The sequence below is a fragment of the Streptococcus sp. OMI870 genome, assembly GCF_047460295.1.
Classification (GTDB): domain Bacteria; phylum Bacillota; class Bacilli; order Lactobacillales; family Streptococcaceae; genus Streptococcus.
This window is the reverse complement of record NZ_JASHGM010000008.1, coordinates 22,134-40,190: the sequence shown is the minus strand read 5'-3', so window position 1 is coordinate 40,190 and position 18,057 is coordinate 22,134. Positions and strand designations below refer to the sequence as shown.

General features: G+C 42.4%; 20 protein-coding genes and 2 tRNA genes. All 22 read right to left on the bottom strand.

Going from position 1 to position 18,057, the window contains the following annotated elements:
* Positions 1–9 precede the first annotated feature (9 nt).
* The 22 genes from QM968_RS10375 to truA all read right to left on the bottom strand — a co-directional run bounded on the left by QM968_RS10375 (position 10) and on the right by truA (position 17,919).
* Positions 10–564, bottom strand: coding sequence for an SP0191 family lipoprotein (locus QM968_RS10375; protein ID WP_414326129.1), 555 nt, complete (start codon positions 562–564; stop codon positions 10–12).
* Positions 565–848: 284 nt separating this feature from the next.
* Positions 849–2,513 (bottom strand): DAK2 domain-containing protein, encoded by a 1,665-nt coding sequence (locus QM968_RS10370; RefSeq protein WP_414326131.1) that lies wholly within the window; start codon positions 2,511–2,513, stop codon positions 849–851.
* A gap of 2 nt (positions 2,514–2,515) precedes the next feature.
* Positions 2,516–2,881: an Asp23/Gls24 family envelope stress response protein gene (locus QM968_RS10365; RefSeq protein WP_003004393.1), complete on the bottom strand. Its 366-nt coding sequence runs from the start codon at positions 2,879–2,881 to the stop codon at positions 2,516–2,518.
* Positions 2,882–3,171: 290 nt separating this feature from the next.
* Complete coding sequence (gene rpmB / locus QM968_RS10360) at positions 3,172–3,360, bottom strand: 50S ribosomal protein L28 (RefSeq protein ID WP_001140948.1); 189 nt, start codon at positions 3,358–3,360, stop codon at positions 3,172–3,174.
* 118 nt (positions 3,361–3,478) lie between these two features.
* The gene (locus QM968_RS10355; RefSeq protein WP_414383892.1) at positions 3,479–4,174 is read right to left on the bottom strand and encodes a LiaF transmembrane domain-containing protein; all 696 of its coding nucleotides are present in this window, start codon (positions 4,172–4,174) and stop codon (positions 3,479–3,481) included.
* A gap of 4 nt (positions 4,175–4,178) precedes the next feature.
* The gene (locus QM968_RS10350; RefSeq protein ID WP_414326141.1) at positions 4,179–4,625 is read right to left on the bottom strand and encodes a LytTR family DNA-binding domain-containing protein; all 447 of its coding nucleotides are present in this window, start codon (positions 4,623–4,625) and stop codon (positions 4,179–4,181) included.
* 294 nt (positions 4,626–4,919) lie between these two features.
* Entirely contained in the window at positions 4,920–5,231 is a 312-nt protein-coding gene (locus tag QM968_RS10345) for a LiaF transmembrane domain-containing protein (RefSeq protein ID WP_414383903.1), read from the bottom strand.
* 199 nt (positions 5,232–5,430) lie between these two features.
* Positions 5,431–5,503: transfer RNA gene (locus QM968_RS10340), tRNA-Thr, on the bottom strand.
* Positions 5,504–5,603: 100 nt separating this feature from the next.
* Complete coding sequence (locus QM968_RS10335; RefSeq protein ID WP_414383890.1) at positions 5,604–6,389, bottom strand: ABC transporter permease; 786 nt, start codon at positions 6,387–6,389, stop codon at positions 5,604–5,606.
* Position 6,390: 1 nt separating this feature from the next.
* Positions 6,391–7,209, bottom strand: a complete 819-nt coding sequence (locus tag QM968_RS10330; RefSeq protein ID WP_414383887.1) for an ABC transporter permease — start codon at positions 7,207–7,209, stop codon at positions 6,391–6,393.
* A 1-nt stretch (position 7,210) separates the two neighbouring features.
* The gene (locus QM968_RS10325) at positions 7,211–8,203 is read right to left on the bottom strand and encodes an ATP-binding cassette domain-containing protein (RefSeq protein ID WP_155199281.1); all 993 of its coding nucleotides are present in this window, start codon (positions 8,201–8,203) and stop codon (positions 7,211–7,213) included.
* A gap of 279 nt (positions 8,204–8,482) precedes the next feature.
* Positions 8,483–9,364, bottom strand: a complete 882-nt coding sequence (locus tag QM968_RS10320; protein ID WP_414383884.1) for a class II fructose-bisphosphate aldolase — start codon at positions 9,362–9,364, stop codon at positions 8,483–8,485.
* 195 nt (positions 9,365–9,559) lie between these two features.
* Positions 9,560–10,012 (bottom strand): hypothetical protein, encoded by a 453-nt coding sequence (locus QM968_RS10315; RefSeq protein WP_414383881.1) that lies wholly within the window; start codon positions 10,010–10,012, stop codon positions 9,560–9,562.
* Positions 10,013–10,093: 81 nt separating this feature from the next.
* A tRNA-Leu gene (locus QM968_RS10310) sits at positions 10,094–10,179 on the bottom strand.
* 124 nt (positions 10,180–10,303) lie between these two features.
* The gene (locus tag QM968_RS10305; RefSeq protein WP_414383878.1) at positions 10,304–11,917 is read right to left on the bottom strand and encodes a CTP synthase; all 1,614 of its coding nucleotides are present in this window, start codon (positions 11,915–11,917) and stop codon (positions 10,304–10,306) included.
* 172 nt (positions 11,918–12,089) lie between these two features.
* A complete protein-coding gene (locus QM968_RS10300; protein ID WP_414326150.1) occupies positions 12,090–12,785 on the bottom strand; it encodes a B3/4 domain-containing protein in 696 nt (231 codons plus the stop codon).
* Positions 12,786–13,172: 387 nt separating this feature from the next.
* Positions 13,173–13,754, bottom strand: a complete 582-nt coding sequence (gene rpoE, locus QM968_RS10295; RefSeq protein WP_414326152.1) for a DNA-directed RNA polymerase subunit delta — start codon at positions 13,752–13,754, stop codon at positions 13,173–13,175.
* 225 nt (positions 13,755–13,979) lie between these two features.
* The gene (tig, locus tag QM968_RS10290) at positions 13,980–15,263 is read right to left on the bottom strand and encodes a trigger factor (RefSeq protein WP_414326154.1); all 1,284 of its coding nucleotides are present in this window, start codon (positions 15,261–15,263) and stop codon (positions 13,980–13,982) included.
* Between the two features lie 128 nt (positions 15,264–15,391).
* Positions 15,392–15,955, bottom strand: coding sequence for a TIGR01440 family protein (locus QM968_RS10285; protein WP_414326156.1), 564 nt, complete (start codon positions 15,953–15,955; stop codon positions 15,392–15,394).
* Positions 15,956–15,958: 3 nt separating this feature from the next.
* Positions 15,959–16,429, bottom strand: a complete 471-nt coding sequence (locus QM968_RS10280; RefSeq protein ID WP_414326158.1) for an ECF transporter S component — start codon at positions 16,427–16,429, stop codon at positions 15,959–15,961.
* The gene (locus QM968_RS10275; RefSeq protein ID WP_414383875.1) at positions 16,419–17,180 is read right to left on the bottom strand and encodes a bifunctional hydroxymethylpyrimidine kinase/phosphomethylpyrimidine kinase; all 762 of its coding nucleotides are present in this window, start codon (positions 17,178–17,180) and stop codon (positions 16,419–16,421) included. Before QM968_RS10275 ends, QM968_RS10280 begins: the two co-directional genes overlap by 11 nt.
* Positions 17,173–17,919: a tRNA pseudouridine(38-40) synthase TruA gene (truA, locus tag QM968_RS10270; RefSeq protein WP_414383873.1), complete on the bottom strand. Its 747-nt coding sequence runs from the start codon at positions 17,917–17,919 to the stop codon at positions 17,173–17,175. Before truA ends, QM968_RS10275 begins: the two co-directional genes overlap by 8 nt.
* Between the last annotated feature and the right edge of the window lie 138 nt (positions 17,920–18,057).

The following is an 18,057-nucleotide window of genomic DNA, read 5'->3' as shown; positions in this document are numbered from 1 at the left end:
TTTTTCTTCTTACTGGCCTTCTTCTTTCATACCATGCAACTTCAAAGCCTTGATCAAGGCATCCGCCTTCATATTCTTCAAGTCATTGAGACCAGCATCTTTGAAGTAAGAAATTTCTTCTAGAGACTTGGCATCAATTTGGTTCAGGTCAATCACACTAGTTGAGAGCAATTTCTTCTCTGGTGTGACACTATACTCCAAACTAAAACCAGGAACGGTTTTCAACTTTTTATAGTCTTCATTTTGCTCCAACAAAGCTTGAATAGCTGCTGTAAGATCTTCAGGTGACTTTTCTGTAGCAATTGTTCTAAGGTGTTGGGGGAGATCAGCTATCACTTCGATACGAAGGTTTTCAACCTTATCTCCCTTAGACTTGATGATATCCCGGTGTTTTGTCCCATTGATATCTCCAACTAAGGTTGTGGTTTTTTCTTCAATTTTTACTTCTTTTTTAACAGAGGAACTGCTAGAAGAGCTAGCGGGTGTTGTTTTCTTTGTTTGGGATTGCGAACAACCAGTCAATACCAAAATGGCTAGCCCAAGGGTTACAAAAAATTTCTTCATTTTTATAACTCTCCTTTCACATACTGTTATCAGTATAACATATCGCGTCTTTCTTGTCTAAAAACTCCACTTTTCAAACCATTTCCCCCTCATTTCAAGCTCTTCAATTTGAATAAAAAACTGATGAATGTGAGACTTTTTGCAAAATCTCCTTTTCTTCACTAATAAAGCCTCCGTGGAGAGTTCACTTCCGGCTCGGACACTTAGATTTATGCCGATTTCATCAGAAATCTCCTCATTTTTCTATATACAAAAAAAGGTTCCGAAAGGAACCTTCTGTTCAATTATTCTACACTAAACAAGTATGGATAGACTGGTTGGCCACCTTGGTGGATTTCCACTTCTACATCCTCATACTTCTCAGCAAGGGCTTGGGCTAATTCATTTGCCAACTCCTCACTACCGTCTTCACCGACATAGATGGTCACAATTTCACTATCTTCGTCCAACATATGAGCGAATGTTTCTTCCAAGGTTTCCATCATATCTGGATTTGAAACAACGATCTTACCATCGACCATTCCAAGATTATCATTTTCATGAATTTCAAGGCCATCAATCGTGGTATCCCGAACCGCTGTCGTCACACTACCAGATACAACATCGCCCAATGAAGCACTCATGCGTTCATAGTTTTCTTCGATGGACTTGCTTTCATCAAAGGCAAGAAGGCTGGTCAATCCTTGAGGGATGGTCTTCGTCTCTACGACTGCTGCTGGTTGCTCAATGACTTCTGCTGCAGATTGAGCGGCCATCAAGATATTTTTATTGTTTGGCAAGATAATGATGTTGCGCGCATTCAACTCTTCAACAGCTTTGACAAAGTCTTCTGTTGATGGGTTCATGGTTTGACCACCAGAGATGATGTAATCCACTCCTTGCGCTTTGAAGATATCCGCTAATCCGTCACCCGCAACGACTGCAATGATGGCATATTCTTTTGCTTCAGCTGGTTTGGCTTGGCGCTCTTCTTTTTCAACTTGTGCTTCGTGCTGGTTGCGCATGTTGTCGACTTTTACCTTGACCAAGCTACCATATTTCAATCCTTCTTGCATGACAAGACCTGGATCTTCAGTATGGACGTGGACTTTGACGATTTCATCATCGTTGACGACTAATAGAGAATCTCCAAGATTGTTCAAATAGTTACGGAATTCGTCGTAGTCAAAGTCTTTGACATAGGTTGGACCTTGCTTCAAAGCCACCATAATCTCTGTACAGTAACCAAAGGTGATGTCTTCCGTTGCGACATGACCAGCAACTGACTTGTGGTGTTCTGCATTGATCATTTCTGACATAGTTGCAGGCGTTGCTTGGAAGTCTTCAGAAGCGATGAATTCACCTGTCAAGGCTGACAAGAATCCTTCATAGATGAAGACCAAACCTTGACCACCAGAGTCTACCACACCAACTTCTTTTAAGACCGGTAACATATCTGGAGTCTTAGCAAGAGCTGTTTTAGCTCCCTCAAGAGCTGCACGCATGACTTCTACCGCATCATTAGTCGATTCTGCTTTTTTCTTGGCACCGATGGCAGCCCCACGAGAAACCGTCAAAATGGTTCCTTCAACAGGTTTCATAACCGCTTTATAAGCGACTTCTACACCAGACTGGAAGGCTGCTGCAAGTGCTGCTCCATCCAATTCTTCTTTGTCTTTGACACTTTGAGAAAATCCACGGAACAATTGAGAAGTGATGACTCCTGAGTTCCCACGCGCCCCCATCAATAGTCCTTTAGCGAAGATCCCCGCTGCTTCTCCAACAGTCGAAGCAGAGCGGTCCGATACTTCTTTGGCCCCATTTTCAATGGTCATTCCCATATTGGTTCCTGTGTCCCCATCTGGTACAGGAAAGACGTTCAAAGAGTTTACATATTCCGCTTGTTTATTTAAGCGCGTAGCCCCCGCTTGAACCATTTCTTGAAATAAACTTGTAGTAATATTAGCCACGATTATTCTCCCACAATCTTGATATTTTGAATATAGACATTCACAGTATCCGTAGTGATTCCAAGTTGATTTTCCAAACTAAATTTCACACGTTCTTGAATATTTTTTGAGACTTCGCTAATTTTTGTTCCATAGCTCAAAACAGTGTAAACATCAACTGCGATAGTTCCTGCTTCCGTTGTTTTGACAACAACACCTTTAGAGAAGTTTTCTTTCCCTAGGAGGGCTTGGAAATTATCTTTGATCGCATTTTTGCTGGCCATTCCAACCACACCGAAAATTTCAGTAGCAGCACCGCCTACAACAGTTGCGATAACCTCATCAGTCAATTCAATTTGACCGTCCTTTGTATTGATTTTTACTGTCATAATTTCTACCTCAAAAGTATTTTATATTCTATTTTACCATAAAAGAGGTCAACTGTAAAAGGGTAGGGACTATTCTTCTCCCGCTGTGACAGCTGTCTCTAGAGAAAAAGAAAAGGGAGCGGGAAAGGACTCCGATTTGTTCAAAAGAGTCCGTATTCCCACCCCCGCACAAATTGATTAGGAAGTACGAATGTTTCAAACATGAGTAGTTCCAATCAACCACTGCGTCATACTAATATTCCTATCAAAAAGCGAAGACTGAACACTTTATGCCCAGCCTTCTTTCTTTATTAAACGCGTTCTACTTTACCAGATTTCAATGCACGAGCTGAAGCCCAAACTTTTTTAGGTTTACCATCGATAAGGACAGTTACTTTTTGAAGGTTTGGTTTTACGGCACGTTTTGTTTGGTTCATAGCGTGTGAACGGTTGTTACCTGATACAGTCTTACGACCTGTGAAATAACATACTTTAGCCATTTCTGTGTTTCCTCCTATTAGATCTAATATAACGGATGTGCTAGCACCACATACCGTACTATATTACCAAAAAAAATCTCTCTTGGCAAGCTTTTGGCAAAAGTTTTTCATTTCAGACTTAAGAAAACGAATTCGCTCCTACATAGATAATTTCCAGATTTCCTAAGGAAACATCGCCCGTAATGTAGAAATCCTTGCTAGTAAGAGCACTTGGATTTTCCTGATGTTGGATAGCTGACAAAGAACTCTCTACATTGACATGAACTCGCCAATCGCTTGGTACATAGAGGCTCAGACTCCCAAGGGAAACATCGACAACAAACTGGGCAGACGGCCCTTCAATGCGGCAATTGTCAAAATAAACCGATGCTTCGCCCATACTCACATCAGCACTTCCGTGAGTAAAGTGTTGATCATTGAGATACTTGGTTACTGTGGAAAAAGTGACATCAATGTTGTTGCCATCCGCCCTGCTCATCGAGCCAGTGGAATAATATCCAAAACGTTCCTTTATCTTCTTAGAGGGGCTGAATAAAATATTGAGACCGATCACTGCTAGTATTGAAGAAAGGATAACCACCGAATTGGACACCGGAAGAAAATGGTATTGCCCATTGAGACAAAAGAGGGCTAAAAGTCCATAGATGAAGCCCCAACCAAAATGGCGTTTCAAGAAACTAGATAGGGACAGGACTGCAAGCAAGGTGACCCAAGCTAAGGTCCAGATGCTGATATCCCATTTTACAAAATAGCCTTGTAAGAGGAGTAAGGCTGCTAATAGGATTAAGAATACTCCGATTAATTTTTTTCTCATAATATTACCTCATTTCATTTAGTCGTTCTTTTAAGAGTTGATAGTAGCGTCTAGATACGTGGACCTGCTTGTGGGTCTGGTAGAAATTGACCGTGCTGGTTCCAGAAAAAGACTTTTCCAGAGAGTAGATCTGCTTTGCGTTGACAATAGTGGATTTGGAAATCCGACAAAAGGCGATAGGAAGCAACTCCTCCAACTCATAGAGCTTCTGCTTGACCTCATAGGCCTCGTCCTTGGTATGCCCATAGATCTTCTCCCCATCCGTCTCAAAAAATAGAATGGATGCTACATCTAGAAAATACTCGCTTCGATCCTTGTAGAAGGCTAGTGGAGCGATCTTTTGTTCGAGGATGCTCTCTTGTAGCTGTGTCAACTCCGGGGTCAAGCGAGGAGCTCGAATCAAGATCTCAGGCTCGTCCATTGATGGATCCAATTCGATTCTAACTTTCATAAAACTCCTTTCCCAACGTTTTGATAGTACCATTATAACAGCTGTTGAAAACAAAACAAGGCCTTTTCAGTAAGTGGCACGTTTTCCCCATCAAGAGGTAGTTTTTGAGAAGTAAAGAGACTGGGACAAAAGTCCTAGCCTCTCAATTGTCTTTGGATTGTCGGGAAAGACGCAGTGGTTGAGTGGGCTCTACTACGCTGATTTCATCAGCTTTTACAGACCTACTCAACTGTGCGGAGGTGGGACAGAAATCGAATTCTAACGAATGACCGATTTCTGTCCCACTCTCTTTCTTTATTTGTTGCTATTCTTATCCGGTAAAAGAAAACTAAGACCCACGCAAGCAAGGACACCCGCTGTGATCACTAAGCCATTTGAAACCGGCAAGAGATCGTAGATCGCGTTTGCAATCATCAGAGCAATTAAAGCACAGATGACACTTGCCTTGTAGTCCTGTTTCATCAGATTTTCAAGAGTAAAGAAAGCAAATAAGAGAACGGGGAATAAAGGCCAGATATTCACATCAAGCTTTGGAAAGCCAACCATTCCCATTGTGACAACCGCAAGAGCTGCCAGAATAAATCCAAGTCCAAGTAGTTTTTTCATCATCGTATACCTCGTTTTCAATAGTTGGAAGGGGGCCTTCCTTTGATGATTCTATGATAGCAGAGAGCCCCTATGGAGACAAGGACTTTTGACTAAGTGGTCAAAATTAGCACCTATGCGGTCAAAAAAGGAACGAGACAGAACGAAGATGTGATCACCATCATTCGTCGTCTCGCTCCTTCAAAGCCGTTTCTTCCTATGCCGATTGCAGGGATCGAACCTGTGACCTACGCGTTACGAGTGCGTTGCTCTACCAACTGAGCTAAATCGGCGATTACCTTCTTAGTATAGCACTCTGAGAATAGATGTCAAGAAATTTTCATCTCCAATAGAAAAAGCCTGTCCTGAGACAAAGCTTTGAGATTATTCCTCTTACGAACCAGCACTTTCGTAGGCATCCAATCCCCTGTCCCAAAGTTTTAAAGAGATACAAAAGAAGATAAGAGAAATCAGAATCAAACCACCAATATTAAAGAGACCATCTTTGTCCTGCAAGAAATAGCTGGCAGGATAGTAGGCCGTAAAGGCGAAAGGTACAATAAAGCTAATTAACCAACGAAGGAGCGAATTGTAAATAGAAATAGGATACTTGGCAAAATCATTAAACATATAGAAAATGTAAATCATGGCACCTGACTGCTTGGTCCAAAAAGCGATGCTGGCTGTCGCGATTTTTAAAGAAGTGTAAATCAAGGTCGCAAAAGGAATACAAACTAGGAAAATCAGGAATTTGGGAAGAGTCCAAGAGATGCTAGTTACTGTTGTTCCTAATAGGATGCCACCGACCAAAAGTTCACCCAAGGCATCAATCTGAAAGGTCTCAACGAGGATCTGAAAGAGAGGATTGATAGGACGAGTCAGATACTTGTCAAACTCCCCTTTTCGAACTAGCCGTTGACCTAAAGCCCAGAGATTGTCAAAAAAGAGATGATCTAATCCCTTTGGAATTAAGGAAAATCCATAGATAAAGGCAATCTCTTGAAAGGTCCAACCTTCTAGCGAGGGGATGTGTTGAAATATGACATTGAGAAACAAGAGGTTTAGGCCTTGAGTCAGAAAGACTCCCAAGACACCAACCACAAAATCCACCTTGTATTCCATGATTTGCTTGATGTATTGTCTGATAAAAATCAGATGCATGCGTTGATATTTTTTCATACTAACCTCCCTGAATGGTGATAAATGACTGGACTCGTTTCCAAATCAACTGAGACAAGCCCACCATCACTATAAGCCAGAAAAGCTGAAGCAAAAGTGCTTGAAGAATCTGACTGGCATCGTATTTCCCAATAATGATCATAACCGGAGTGTAAATTAAGGATGAAAATGGCAATAAGGAGAGAATATCTGAAACCACCTTTGGAAAAAACGTCAAGGGAATCAAACTGCCAGACATAAAGGCCACTATTGAAGTCTTGAGTAGATTGGAACCCCATAAATTTTTAAATACAAAGGCTGAAAATCCAAAGCAGATATTAAAGAAAAAGTTAATCAGATAAGCCAGAGTTAAGCTAAAGAGATAAAGGACAGTTAATCCTAGCACTTCTACAATACCTTGCCCAGACAAGATTTTCATCAAAACAATGACACTTAAAAATGGCAGTCCAACAGAGATAAAAATCAACCACTTGGAGCCAAGTTCGGTGAAAAGGTAAGAGGCCGCAAAATGCACTGGTCGCAACAAGCGCATGATAATGGAACCATCCTTTACCTCATCACCAATCATAAAGGAAGAATCCGACCTAGTCAGAAGATTGGTCACAAAACTCATGATGATGTAGAGGGTGATATCCGCCATACTGAAGCCCTGAATCAAAGGCTCCTGGGAGGAATCAAAGACAGCCTTCCATAGATAAAAGGCCACAAAAGCACCCATGACATCGCCAATCCGATAAAGTAGAAAGTTGACTCGATAGCTAATCAACTCCTGAATCCCTGCATTGATAAAGGGTTTATAACGTCGCCACAATTTGACCATCTTAGAGCTCCTTTCGATAGAAGCGACGGATAATATCTTCAATATCTGTATCTACCATCTTCAAATCACGGACTTCAAAATCAGATAAGGTTTGCTTGATAATATCGGCCGACTGGTAGCGGGAGCTATCGAATTCAATATTGAGAGTATTTCCTTGTCTATCAATGGACATATCAGGCAAGCCCTCATAATGAGAGACTAGATGATTTTGACCTGGCGTCAGCTCGAAGGAGAGAGTCTTCATCTTGCCAAAGGTTTCCTTGAGCTGGCTAACCGTCCCATCAAAAATCTCTTGCCCCTTATCAATCATAAAAATCCGATCACAGAGTTGCTCAATATCGCTCAAGTCGTGAGTGGTCAAGAGAATAGTTGTCTCTTCCTCCTGATTGATCTGGGTGATAGCACGTCGAATGTTGTCCTTGACCGACACATCCAAACCAATAGTCGGCTCATCTAAAAAGAGAACTTTGGGATTGTGAAGCAAGGAAGCCGCAATATCCGCCCGCATCCGTTGACCCAGTGAAAGAGTCCGCACAGGATCCTTGATAAATTCCTTCAAATCCAAAACTTCATTCAAAAAGTCCATGCGCTTATGGAAAAGCGAGTCCGGTACATCATAGATCTCTTTCAAAACCGTGTAGGTCTCTTGCAGAGCCAAATCCCACCATAGCTGGGTGCGTTGTCCGAAAACGACTCCAATATCCTTGACATAATCTTGACGATTATCCTGGGGAATCTTGCCGTTAATCCGACAAAAGCCAGATGTGGGCTTCAAAATTCCTGTCAGCATTTTGATGGTGGTTGACTTCCCAGCACCATTTGCCCCGATAAATCCTAAAATCTGCCCTTTTGGAACTTCAAAAGTTAAATCCTTGACCGCTTCAAAGGTCTGCTTTTCAGGATGAATAAAGGAGCGCAAGGCTCCCTTTAACCCCGGCTCCTTAACTGTCTTCACAAAATTTTTCCGAAGATGTTGCACTTCTATCATTGCCATATCTATCTCCCTATCGTAAGAAGCAACATTGTATTTTTGACTACAAAAATTCTAAAACCTTACTTTCTACACTTTCTCAATATTATTACAGAAGGCTTTATACCAACCTATTATAATCTAATAAAAATAGGAATGCAAGCGTTTGCTTATAGATTATGAAATTAGAGATTTCTCTCTTAAAATGAAACTTTTAATCAGAAATTCTGTTAAATAGTTTCCTTAAGACACAAAAAAACCTGCCCTTAGGGGCAGGCTTCTACTTTGTTTTGTTCAGCTAAATTAAGCTTTACCTTCTGAACCGAATACGTCGATACGTTCTTCAACAGCTACTGTAATAGCATCGAAACCTGGTTTCAAGAATTTACGTGGGTCGAAGAGTTTCTTCTTATCGTATTCTGCTTCGTTTGCATCGTATTCACGTACGAATTCACGAGTTGCATTTGCAAATGCGATTTGGCATTCAGTGTTCACGTTAACTTTCGCAACACCAAGTTTGATCGCTGCTTGGATTTGATCATCAGGGATACCTGATCCACCGTGCAATACGATTGGGAATCCTGGTACAGCTTCAGTCAATTTCTTCAAGTGATCAAGGTCAAGACCTTTCCAGTTTGCTGGGTAAGGACCGTGGATGTTACCGATACCTGCAGCCAAGAAGTCGATTCCTGTAGCAACCATTGCTTTAGCATCGTCGATTGGTGCCAATTCACCATCACCGATGATACCGTCTTCTTCACCACCGATAGTACCAACTTCAGCTTCTACTGAGATACCTTTAGCGTGAGCTTTTTCTACCACTTCTTTTGCCAATTTAAGGTTTTCTTCAACTGGAAGGTGTGAACCGTCAAACATGATTGAAGTGTAACCAGCTTCGATACATTCAAGAGCATCGTCGTAGTGACCATGGTCAAGGTGAATAGCAACTGGTACAGTGATACCCATTGATTCTACAAGGTTAGCGATCATGTTGCGAGCAACTTTGTAACCACCCATGTATTTAGCAGCACCCATAGAAGTTTGGATAAGTACTGGAGCTTTCTTAGCTTCTGCTGCACGCAAGATAGCTTGAGTCCACTCAAGGTTGTTTGTGTTAAATCCACCAACTGCATAACCATTGTCACGAGCTGCTTGGACAAATTTTTCTGCTGAAACGATTGCCATTTGGATAGGCCTCCTATAAATTTTTGTGGGGTTGATTCCACTTACATTGTTTATTTTATCACTTTTTCATTGAAAATGCTAGCTTTTCCTGTAGCTTTATGCGCTTTCTTATGATAAATGAGGAGGAATGCTTACTTTCCCAAGACTTCTACAGCCCATAGAAACGCAAAAGAAGGGAGCCCAAGCTCCCTCTTTTTAATCCTCTGCTTTAAAATTTTTTAATGAAACTAAAAATGCAATCCCGGAAATCACTAGGAATCCTCCTGCGACCCATTGAGAATAGAAGAAATAAGTAAATTCATGAACTTTCCCAAAGATGTTTCCAAATAGCCACATTAAGGGACTTTCAAGATACGGAAAGCTCCAGGACAAAATAAGGAGATTCGCAAGTAAAAGAATGAGACCCGCTACCAGAAAGAGATTGGGAATCCACTTATGAATCCTCTTTTCATTTTTTAGGAGCCACCTAGAAGCGATGGCTAGAATACAGACAAAGAAGTTCCAGCTAATTAAAGCCATCAAGGCACTTCCGAAATCTTCATGAGCAGCAAGCCCCATGGCCAAAATCATGACTGGAGCAAAAAAATTAATGGCACTTCCTACGAGCGCTAGGAGCCCATCGATCAAAACCAGATAGTTCTTCTTCATGTTCACACCTCATCTCACACCTATTCTATCATAAAGTTTTGAAAAACAAAAAAGACAGCCGAAGCTGTCTTAATTATCCGATGCGGAGAGAGGGACTTGAACCCTCACGACCTAAAGCGGTCACAGGATCCTTAGTCCTGCGCGTCTGCCAATTCCGCCATCCCCGCGATTGAGTACCTTACTAGTATATCAATCATCTACTTTTTTGTCAAGATTTTTTTCAAACTTTTTTCAAAGTTTGTCATTTTCTCAGAAAAAGGGAGCAGGTCGAGGGACCTACTCCCTTGATTTTTATTTGCTATCGTGATTTTCAACGGCCGCTGTGATAAAGGCTGTGTAAAGTCCTTCTGGGCGGTTTGGTCGACTTGACAATTCTGGGTGGTATTGGCAAGCGACAAAGAATTTGTTGTCTGGTATTTCAACAATTTCGACCAAACGGTTGTCTGGTGAAACGCCTGAGAAGACAAAACCTGCTTCTTCGAACTGCTCTCGGAAGGCATTGTTAAACTCATAGCGGTGACGATGGCGGCGTTGCACTACTTCTTGATGGTCATAGGCTGCTGCTGCTTTCGATCCTCGCTTGAGCTTCGATGGGTAGAGTCCTAAACGAAGGGTTCCTCCCATGTCTTCCACATTGATTTGGTCCCGCATGATATCGATAATCGGGTACTTGGTTTCTGGATCCAATTCAGATGAATTAGCCCCCTCCAAGCCTAAGACATGACGGGCAAACTCGATACAGGTCAACTGCATACCGAGACAGACCCCTAACATTGGCACATCCTGTTCACGCGCATACTTGATAGCTTGAATTTTTCCTTCCGTTCCCCGTTGACCAAAACCGCCTGGGACGATGATTCCATCAGCATCTCCAAGGAGTTCTGCCACATTATCAGCTGTGACGTCATTGGCATTGACCCAATCAATCTTCACTTCGGCATCATTGGCAAAACCAGAGTGCTTCAAGGCCTCAACAACAGAAATGTAGGCATCTTTTAATTCTACGTATTTCCCAACCAAGGAAATCTTGACCTCCTTCTTGAGGTTCATGACCTTATTGACCATAGCAGACCATTCTGTCATATCCGCTGCAGGAACATCTAGTTTCAAATGGTCACAAACGATTTGGTCCATATTTTGAGCCTGCAAGTTCAATGGAATTTGGTACAAGTGTTCCACATCAAGAGACTCGATGACAGCTTCTGGGGCAACGTCACAGAATTGGGCCAGCTTGTTCTTAATCCCTTGACCAGCTGGTTTTTCTGTACGGATGACCAACATATTTGGTTGAATCCCAAGACCACGTAATTCTTTCACTGAGTGTTGGGTCGGCTTGGTTTTCATTTCACCAGCAGCCTTCAAGTAAGGAAGAAGAGTCGTGTGGATGTACATGACATTTTCAGCCCCAACATCTGCCTTCATTTGGCGAAGGGCTTCAAGGAAAGGTAGAGACTCAATGTCTCCAACGGTTCCCCCGACTTCTGTGATGATAACATCTGAATCCGTCGTTGTCGCTGCTCGTTTGATCTTTTCTTTCAAGGCATCAGTAATATGGGGAATGACCTGAACAGTCGCTCCCAAGTATTCTCCACGACGTTCTTTTCGAAGGACTTCACTATAAATTTTCCCTGTTGTCACATTTGAGTACTTATTCAGATTGATATCGATGAAGCGTTCATAGTGGCCAAGGTCTAAGTCTGTCTCTGCACCATCGTCTGTGACAAAGACTTCCCCGTGTTGGTAAGGACTCATCGTCCCTGGGTCGATATTGATATACGGGTCAAATTTTTGAATGGTCACTTTCAATCCACGATTCTTAAGCAGGCGACCGAGACTCGCTGCGACAATCCCTTTTCCGATGGATGATACGACACCACCAGTGACAAAAATATATTTTGTTGACATATGCTTTCCTCTTCTTCTAATATGGTAGAGGCCATCCCCTTTTCGGAAAAACAAAAATAGCCCCCTAATCATTAGGGAGCTCCGACCTCAAAATGAGGTGCCCGAACAGTATCTTACCGCAAATGCTCTTCTTTGTCAAACTGAAACTTTCATGAAAATAATTTTCATATACTTAAGAGACTGGCTCCACGCCATTTTGTGTGACGAGAAATTTCTCAAATTGAAGATCCGGCATACAGGAAGCAAGATCCTTGTGGATTCGTTCCAGAGCTTCTATGCGCATCTCTACTGAGGTCTCTTGGTTTCCTTGGATGACAAAGAGGGCGTTTTTTGTTGTCTCCTCAAATTTATAAAGGTCGCTATCACGCACATCCAACCAAGCCAAAACTCCTTTTTGATCTCTATAGACGGGATCTGTCGATGCCACATGCTTTTCGCTAGAAAGGATGGGGAAGAAGAGATCTTCTCTTTGACTGATTGTAAATTCAATCGGACCTTCAATCTTATCCAGATCGTGTCCTCCAATAGCGAGATAAGATCTCAGACATTCAACATTATAAATGTCAATGATGCTATTGATCTGAGGCAGAGAACCTCGATGTTGGATGTTTCGGATAAGGGCAAGAATCGTTGGCGGATTTTTCTTGGTACTGCGCCCTACCTTTTGCAACAAATCTGTATAGCCTGTAACAACCGCTGAGTCTGAGACTTCTTCCAGCTGACACTGGAGCGCCCATTCTTCCATTGCTTGCTTTTTTTCCAGAAAAGCGACAGGTAAAACAGCTTGAGGATCCACATGTTTAGCTATGCCGACCACAACCGTGTCAATGCCGACATCTACTAAACTGTCATCTAAACGAAAGTCCATTTGGAACACCTCCTATTTGGGAATACTTACACGTTCATCATACTCTATTTTACCACCTTTTTCAATGCAAACAAAAAGAAACAAGGAACAATTGGTTTTTTTCAAAAGATAGATAAACTATTTTTATTGACATATAAGTCAATAAATTACTTGCAAACCATCCTCTACTTTTGAAAAATCAAAGGATATTCTGAAACTTTCCGCCGTGAGAAAAGCGCCTGAAACTTCATAGCTTCAGGCACTCGGAATTATTGAGACTTAAGGCTCAATAATTAGTCATGGAACTTCGTAGAAGTTCGCTGACGTCCGTACTCACCTAAGGAAAGTTTCTGGGAAAACTTCGTCTTCAATAAAAAAACAAGGAACAATTTCCTTGTTTCGTATGATTTATTCTTCCTCTTCTTCAGGATCCTCTTCTTCGTCGTCTTCTTCGCTCAATTCAACTTCTTCGCCCAAATCATCTGGTACGATTTCATTGATTTCAGCATCGTAAGCTTCGACTTCACTCTTTTCATCATCTGGATTTTCTTCATCGTATGAAAGAGCCGGATCTGCTTCGTAAACTTCTTCGTCTTCTGGATCATCATCGTTGTAATCGATCGCATCGTCATCTCCATCCATGAAGGCGTTAACCCGTTTTTTCTTGCGTTTCTTAGGAGCTTCATCTTCATCCGTTTCTTCAAGGGCGATGATTTCTTCGTCGACTTCATCGATCGCATACCAAGAACGAAGACCCCATTTGTTATCCCCAAGTGGGATAAAGCTTCCATCCACATTCAATTCAGTGTAGAACAATGGAAGAGCTTCACGGATCTCGCTATTTGATTTTTCAAGGTAATTTTGAATTTCATTTACAAGATCGCTAAAGTACATTTCATGGTCACGTCCGCGCAATTCCAAAATCGCACGCGCCACTTCAATCATAGAAAGTTCACTTTTTTCTTGTCCAGCAAATACTTCTAATTCCAAGGGTAAATCTCCTTATGTTTCATTTCCTAAATGGAGAAGGATCCGGTCTCAAACCTCATCCCATCCTAAATGATAGATTGAAAACTTCTAGCAGCCAAATCTATCACAAATTTTATCGTTACACTCTATTGTACGATAAATTTCCCCTTTCGTCAAAGGAAAATTCCAGGATTCTCCATGAAATCAGAAAAAGAAGAGTCTCACGACTCTTCTTTTTATTCTAAATTATTTTACTTTTGCTGTGCTTGTGATCACGTTCACTGCTTTCTTCACTGTAATGTCATGTTTCAACATTTCTGGTGAAAGAAGGTTGCGAACTTGTTCAACTGGCATGTTGTAATCTGCTGCCAATTGTTCGATTTCAGCGTTGATTTCTTCTTCAGTTGCTTCAAAGCCTTCTGCTTTGGCTACTGCTTCAACCACAAGGTTTGTCTTCGTGCGGCTTTCAGCTTCTGCTTCGTATTGTTTGTGAAGATCATCTTGAGTTGTTCCAGTGATTTGGAAGTACATGTCAGGTGAGATTCCTTGACGTTGCATATTTCCAAGGAATTCGTTGATTGAACGGTGTACTTCTTCGTGGATCATTTCTTCTGGAAGTTCAACGATTTCAGCATTTTCAACTGCAAGATCGATCGCTGCTGCTTCTACTGCATCGTTGTATGCTTCTTCTTTAGCTTCTGCCAATTCTTTGCGGTATTTTTCTTTTAATTCAGCAAGAGTTTCAACTTCTTCATCGATATCTTTTGCCAATTCATCGTCAAGAGCTGGTACTTCTTTTGCTTTCACTTCGTGGATTGTTGTCACGAATTTCGCTTCTTTACCTGCAAGGTCAGCCGCTTGGTAGTCTTCTGGGAAGGTTACGATCACGTCAACTGTTTCACCAGCAGAGTGTCCAACCAATTGGTCTTCGAAACCTGGGATGAATTGACCTGAACCAAGTCCAAGTGAGAAGTTCTCACCTTTACCACCGTCAAATTCAACACCATCGATAGAACCTACGAAGTCGATCACAACTGTGTCGCCTTCTGCAGCAGCACCTTCTTTAACAACCAATTCAGCCAAGTTGTTGCGTTCGCGTTCGATACGAGCATCCACATCAGCATCTGTTACTTCTTTAGAAACTTCTACTGATACTTCAAGATCTTTGTAAGCACCTAATTTTACTTCAGGTTTTGTTACAACAGTGGCTGTCAACGTCCAGTCTTGGCCTTTTTCCATAGAAACAACATCAAAAGTTGGTTGTGCTACAACTTCGATTCCAGCTTCTTTAACAGCTGCTTCGTATGCTGCTGGAAGAAGATCGTTCAAAGCATCTTGGTAAAGAGCTTCTTCACCAAAACGTTGGTTGAAGATTGGACGTGGAATATGACCTTTACGGAATCCAGGTACGTTCAAAGTTTTCTTAACTGATTCAAACACACGGTCCAAAGCAGGTTTGATTTGCTCTTGGCTGATGGTGAAAGTCAACACACCGTGGTTAGTTTCTTTGTTTTCAAATGATACAGACATTCTGTCTCTCCTTAAAATAATATAGTCATTCCTTATAATTTTACCACAAAACTTTGAAAAAGCAAGTTTTAAAACGTGTTTGCCTCTCTTTTCATCCAAAAAAACTAGCCCCTAAAAGCTAGTTTAAATTAGGATTTCCGAATAGGATCGTCTTGGTATAGAGCACGGGCGCCACCGATCAATTTTGGCCGACTGGCCAGGGCTGTGACATGGGCTTCCCCTAGTTCACGCAAGACAGGACGAATCGGAACTTGTACATGTTTGACATGCATCCCAACCGAGGTATCTCCGATGTCTAGTCCCGCTTGGGCTGTGATAAACTCCACTTCAACAGGATCCTTAAAATACTTAAAAGCAGCGAGTTGTCCAGCTCCTCCCGCATGGAGACTTGGAAGGACATTGACGATTTCTAGATCCTTCTTGTCTGCTAATTCCCGCTCGACCACTAGGGCCCGATTGAGATGCTCGCAGCCTTGTACAGCTAGATAAATTCCTTTAGCATTTAACTCATCCAGCAAGGTTTTGACAATGGCCTCCGCAATGTCAATATTGGAAGCTTTTCCAATTTGCCCTCCTGCAACTTCACTTGAAGACAAGCCTAGGACTAGAATCTGCCCTTGACGGAGTCGACTCTTAGTTAGTACATCGGCTAGGATTTCTTTTACATCTTTCTTCAGTTGCTCCAGATCCATGAATTAGCTCCCTTTCTTTTGGAAGGCATAATAGACCACATAGCCTAAAGCCATTCCGACAAAATTCTGAGCAAGGTTATTTGGAATGTCCGAGATAGCAGCTCCCCAGCCATTGCCTAAAAGGAGGGCAGAAGCTAGTGCGTAACCGCCTACCATGACGACTGTCGCAAGAAGCAAGCCTAGGTAACGGGCTTTTCCCTTGAAGCCAGCAAAATAGCCTTGGCCCCCGTGAAAGAGGAGGCTAAAGAACATCCACTGAGGATAGCCTGAAATCAGATCGAGTAGGAAGGCTCCGACACCACCTACAATCGCACCTTCCTTGCGTCCAAAATAGAAGGCTGTAAAATACACTCCAAGATCTAACAGGGTGACAATCCCTGTGGGAGTTGGGAGTTTGGTATAGTAGCCAAGTACAACTGTCAAGGCTGTCAAAATGGAAAGGCGGGCAATGAGTTGAGTTCGATTAGATGTCATATTGTAATACTCCATACTGGTCTGAATGTTGAATCGCTTGGAAGACAAAGTCTTTAGAGGCTTTAACAGCTTCAAGCGGTGATTTCCCTTTCACCAACTGGCTGGAAATGCTAGACGCAAAGGTACAACCAGCTCCTGTATTGTTCTTTTCTAGGACTGGCTCTTCAAAGATCGTAAAATCTTGTCCGTCATAAAAGACATCGATGGCCTTTTCTTTATTGAGACGATTGCCTCCTTTGACCACGACATTCGCTGCTCCTAATTCGTGGAGCTTGCGCGCTGCCTCCTTCATATCGTCGAGCGATTGAATCTTGCTTTGGGTCAAGATCTCAGCTTCTGGTAAGTTTGGCGTAATGATGGTCACATAAGGGAAGAACTTGATCAATTCGTCTCGAAGGGCTGACACTTCCACATCGTGGCTTTCCTTACAGACCAAGACAGGGTCTAGCACCACTGGGATTTCCGCATGGGCTTTGACATAGTCCAAGGCTAAGTCTGCCACTTCAACATTTGGCAAAAGACCGAGTTTAATAGCAGAGAAAGGAACATCTTTGAGAGAGTTGAGCTGCTGAGTAAAGGTCGTTGGATCCACTGGAATCACTTCAAAACCATGCTCAGTCATGGCTGTCAAACAAGTCACCGCTACAAAGCCATGCTGTTTGTTAGTCGTATAGGTAGCAAGGTCTGCGTGAAGACCTCCCCCACTAAAAATATCATTTCCTGAAATTGCGAGAATCAATTCATTACTCATAACGTATCTCCTTTAAATATAAGCCATTTGGCGCTGCTGTAGGACCTGCTAGATTGCGGTCCTTTTTTTCTAAAATCAGATCGATCTGCTCTATCGGCATCCGATCATTTCCGATCTTCAACAAAGTTCCCACCATATTGCGGATTTGCTTGTAGAGAAAGCCATTGCCCGAAAAGGTAAAGACAAGGCGGTGATTTGCCGCGTCCTCGACCAAGCGAGCTTCTGTGATCGTACGCACCTTATCTTCCACACTGGTACCCGAAGCTGTGAAACCGGTGAAATCATGGGTTCCCTCCAACTTTTGGATGGCTGCTTGCATCTTGGCCACATCCAAGGGATAGGGATAGTGGGTGGCATAGTGGCGCATCATGGGGTTCTTGGGACGACCATAATCCACGATGAATTCATAGGTTTTGCTGTGCTTCTGGTAGCGTGAATGAAAGTCCTCGGGGACTTGCTCCACCCGGATAAAGTCAATATCCTCTGGGGTTTGGGTATCAAGGGCAAAGCGGAGCTTCTCCTCGTCCCGTAGCTGGGGGAGATCAAAATGGATGACCTGCCCAAGGGCATGGACACCTGCATCCGTTCGGCCTGCTCCATGGATGGTCACAGGATTTCCCTGATTGAGACGCATCAAGGTCTTCTCGATTTCTTCTTGCACACTACGGGCATGCAGTTGTCGTTGAAAACCCGCAAATAGATTCCCATCATAAGAAATAGTTGCTTTGTATCGTGTCATGGTTTTATTTTAGCAGGATATAGAAGGGGATACAAGAGAGAAAATGGCATTCTGTCCGGGTACAGTTTTTTAAAGAAAGAAGGTTCTTGAAGGCCATCCAAAAATAAAACGAGCTCCTTACTCAAAAGGAAACTCGTT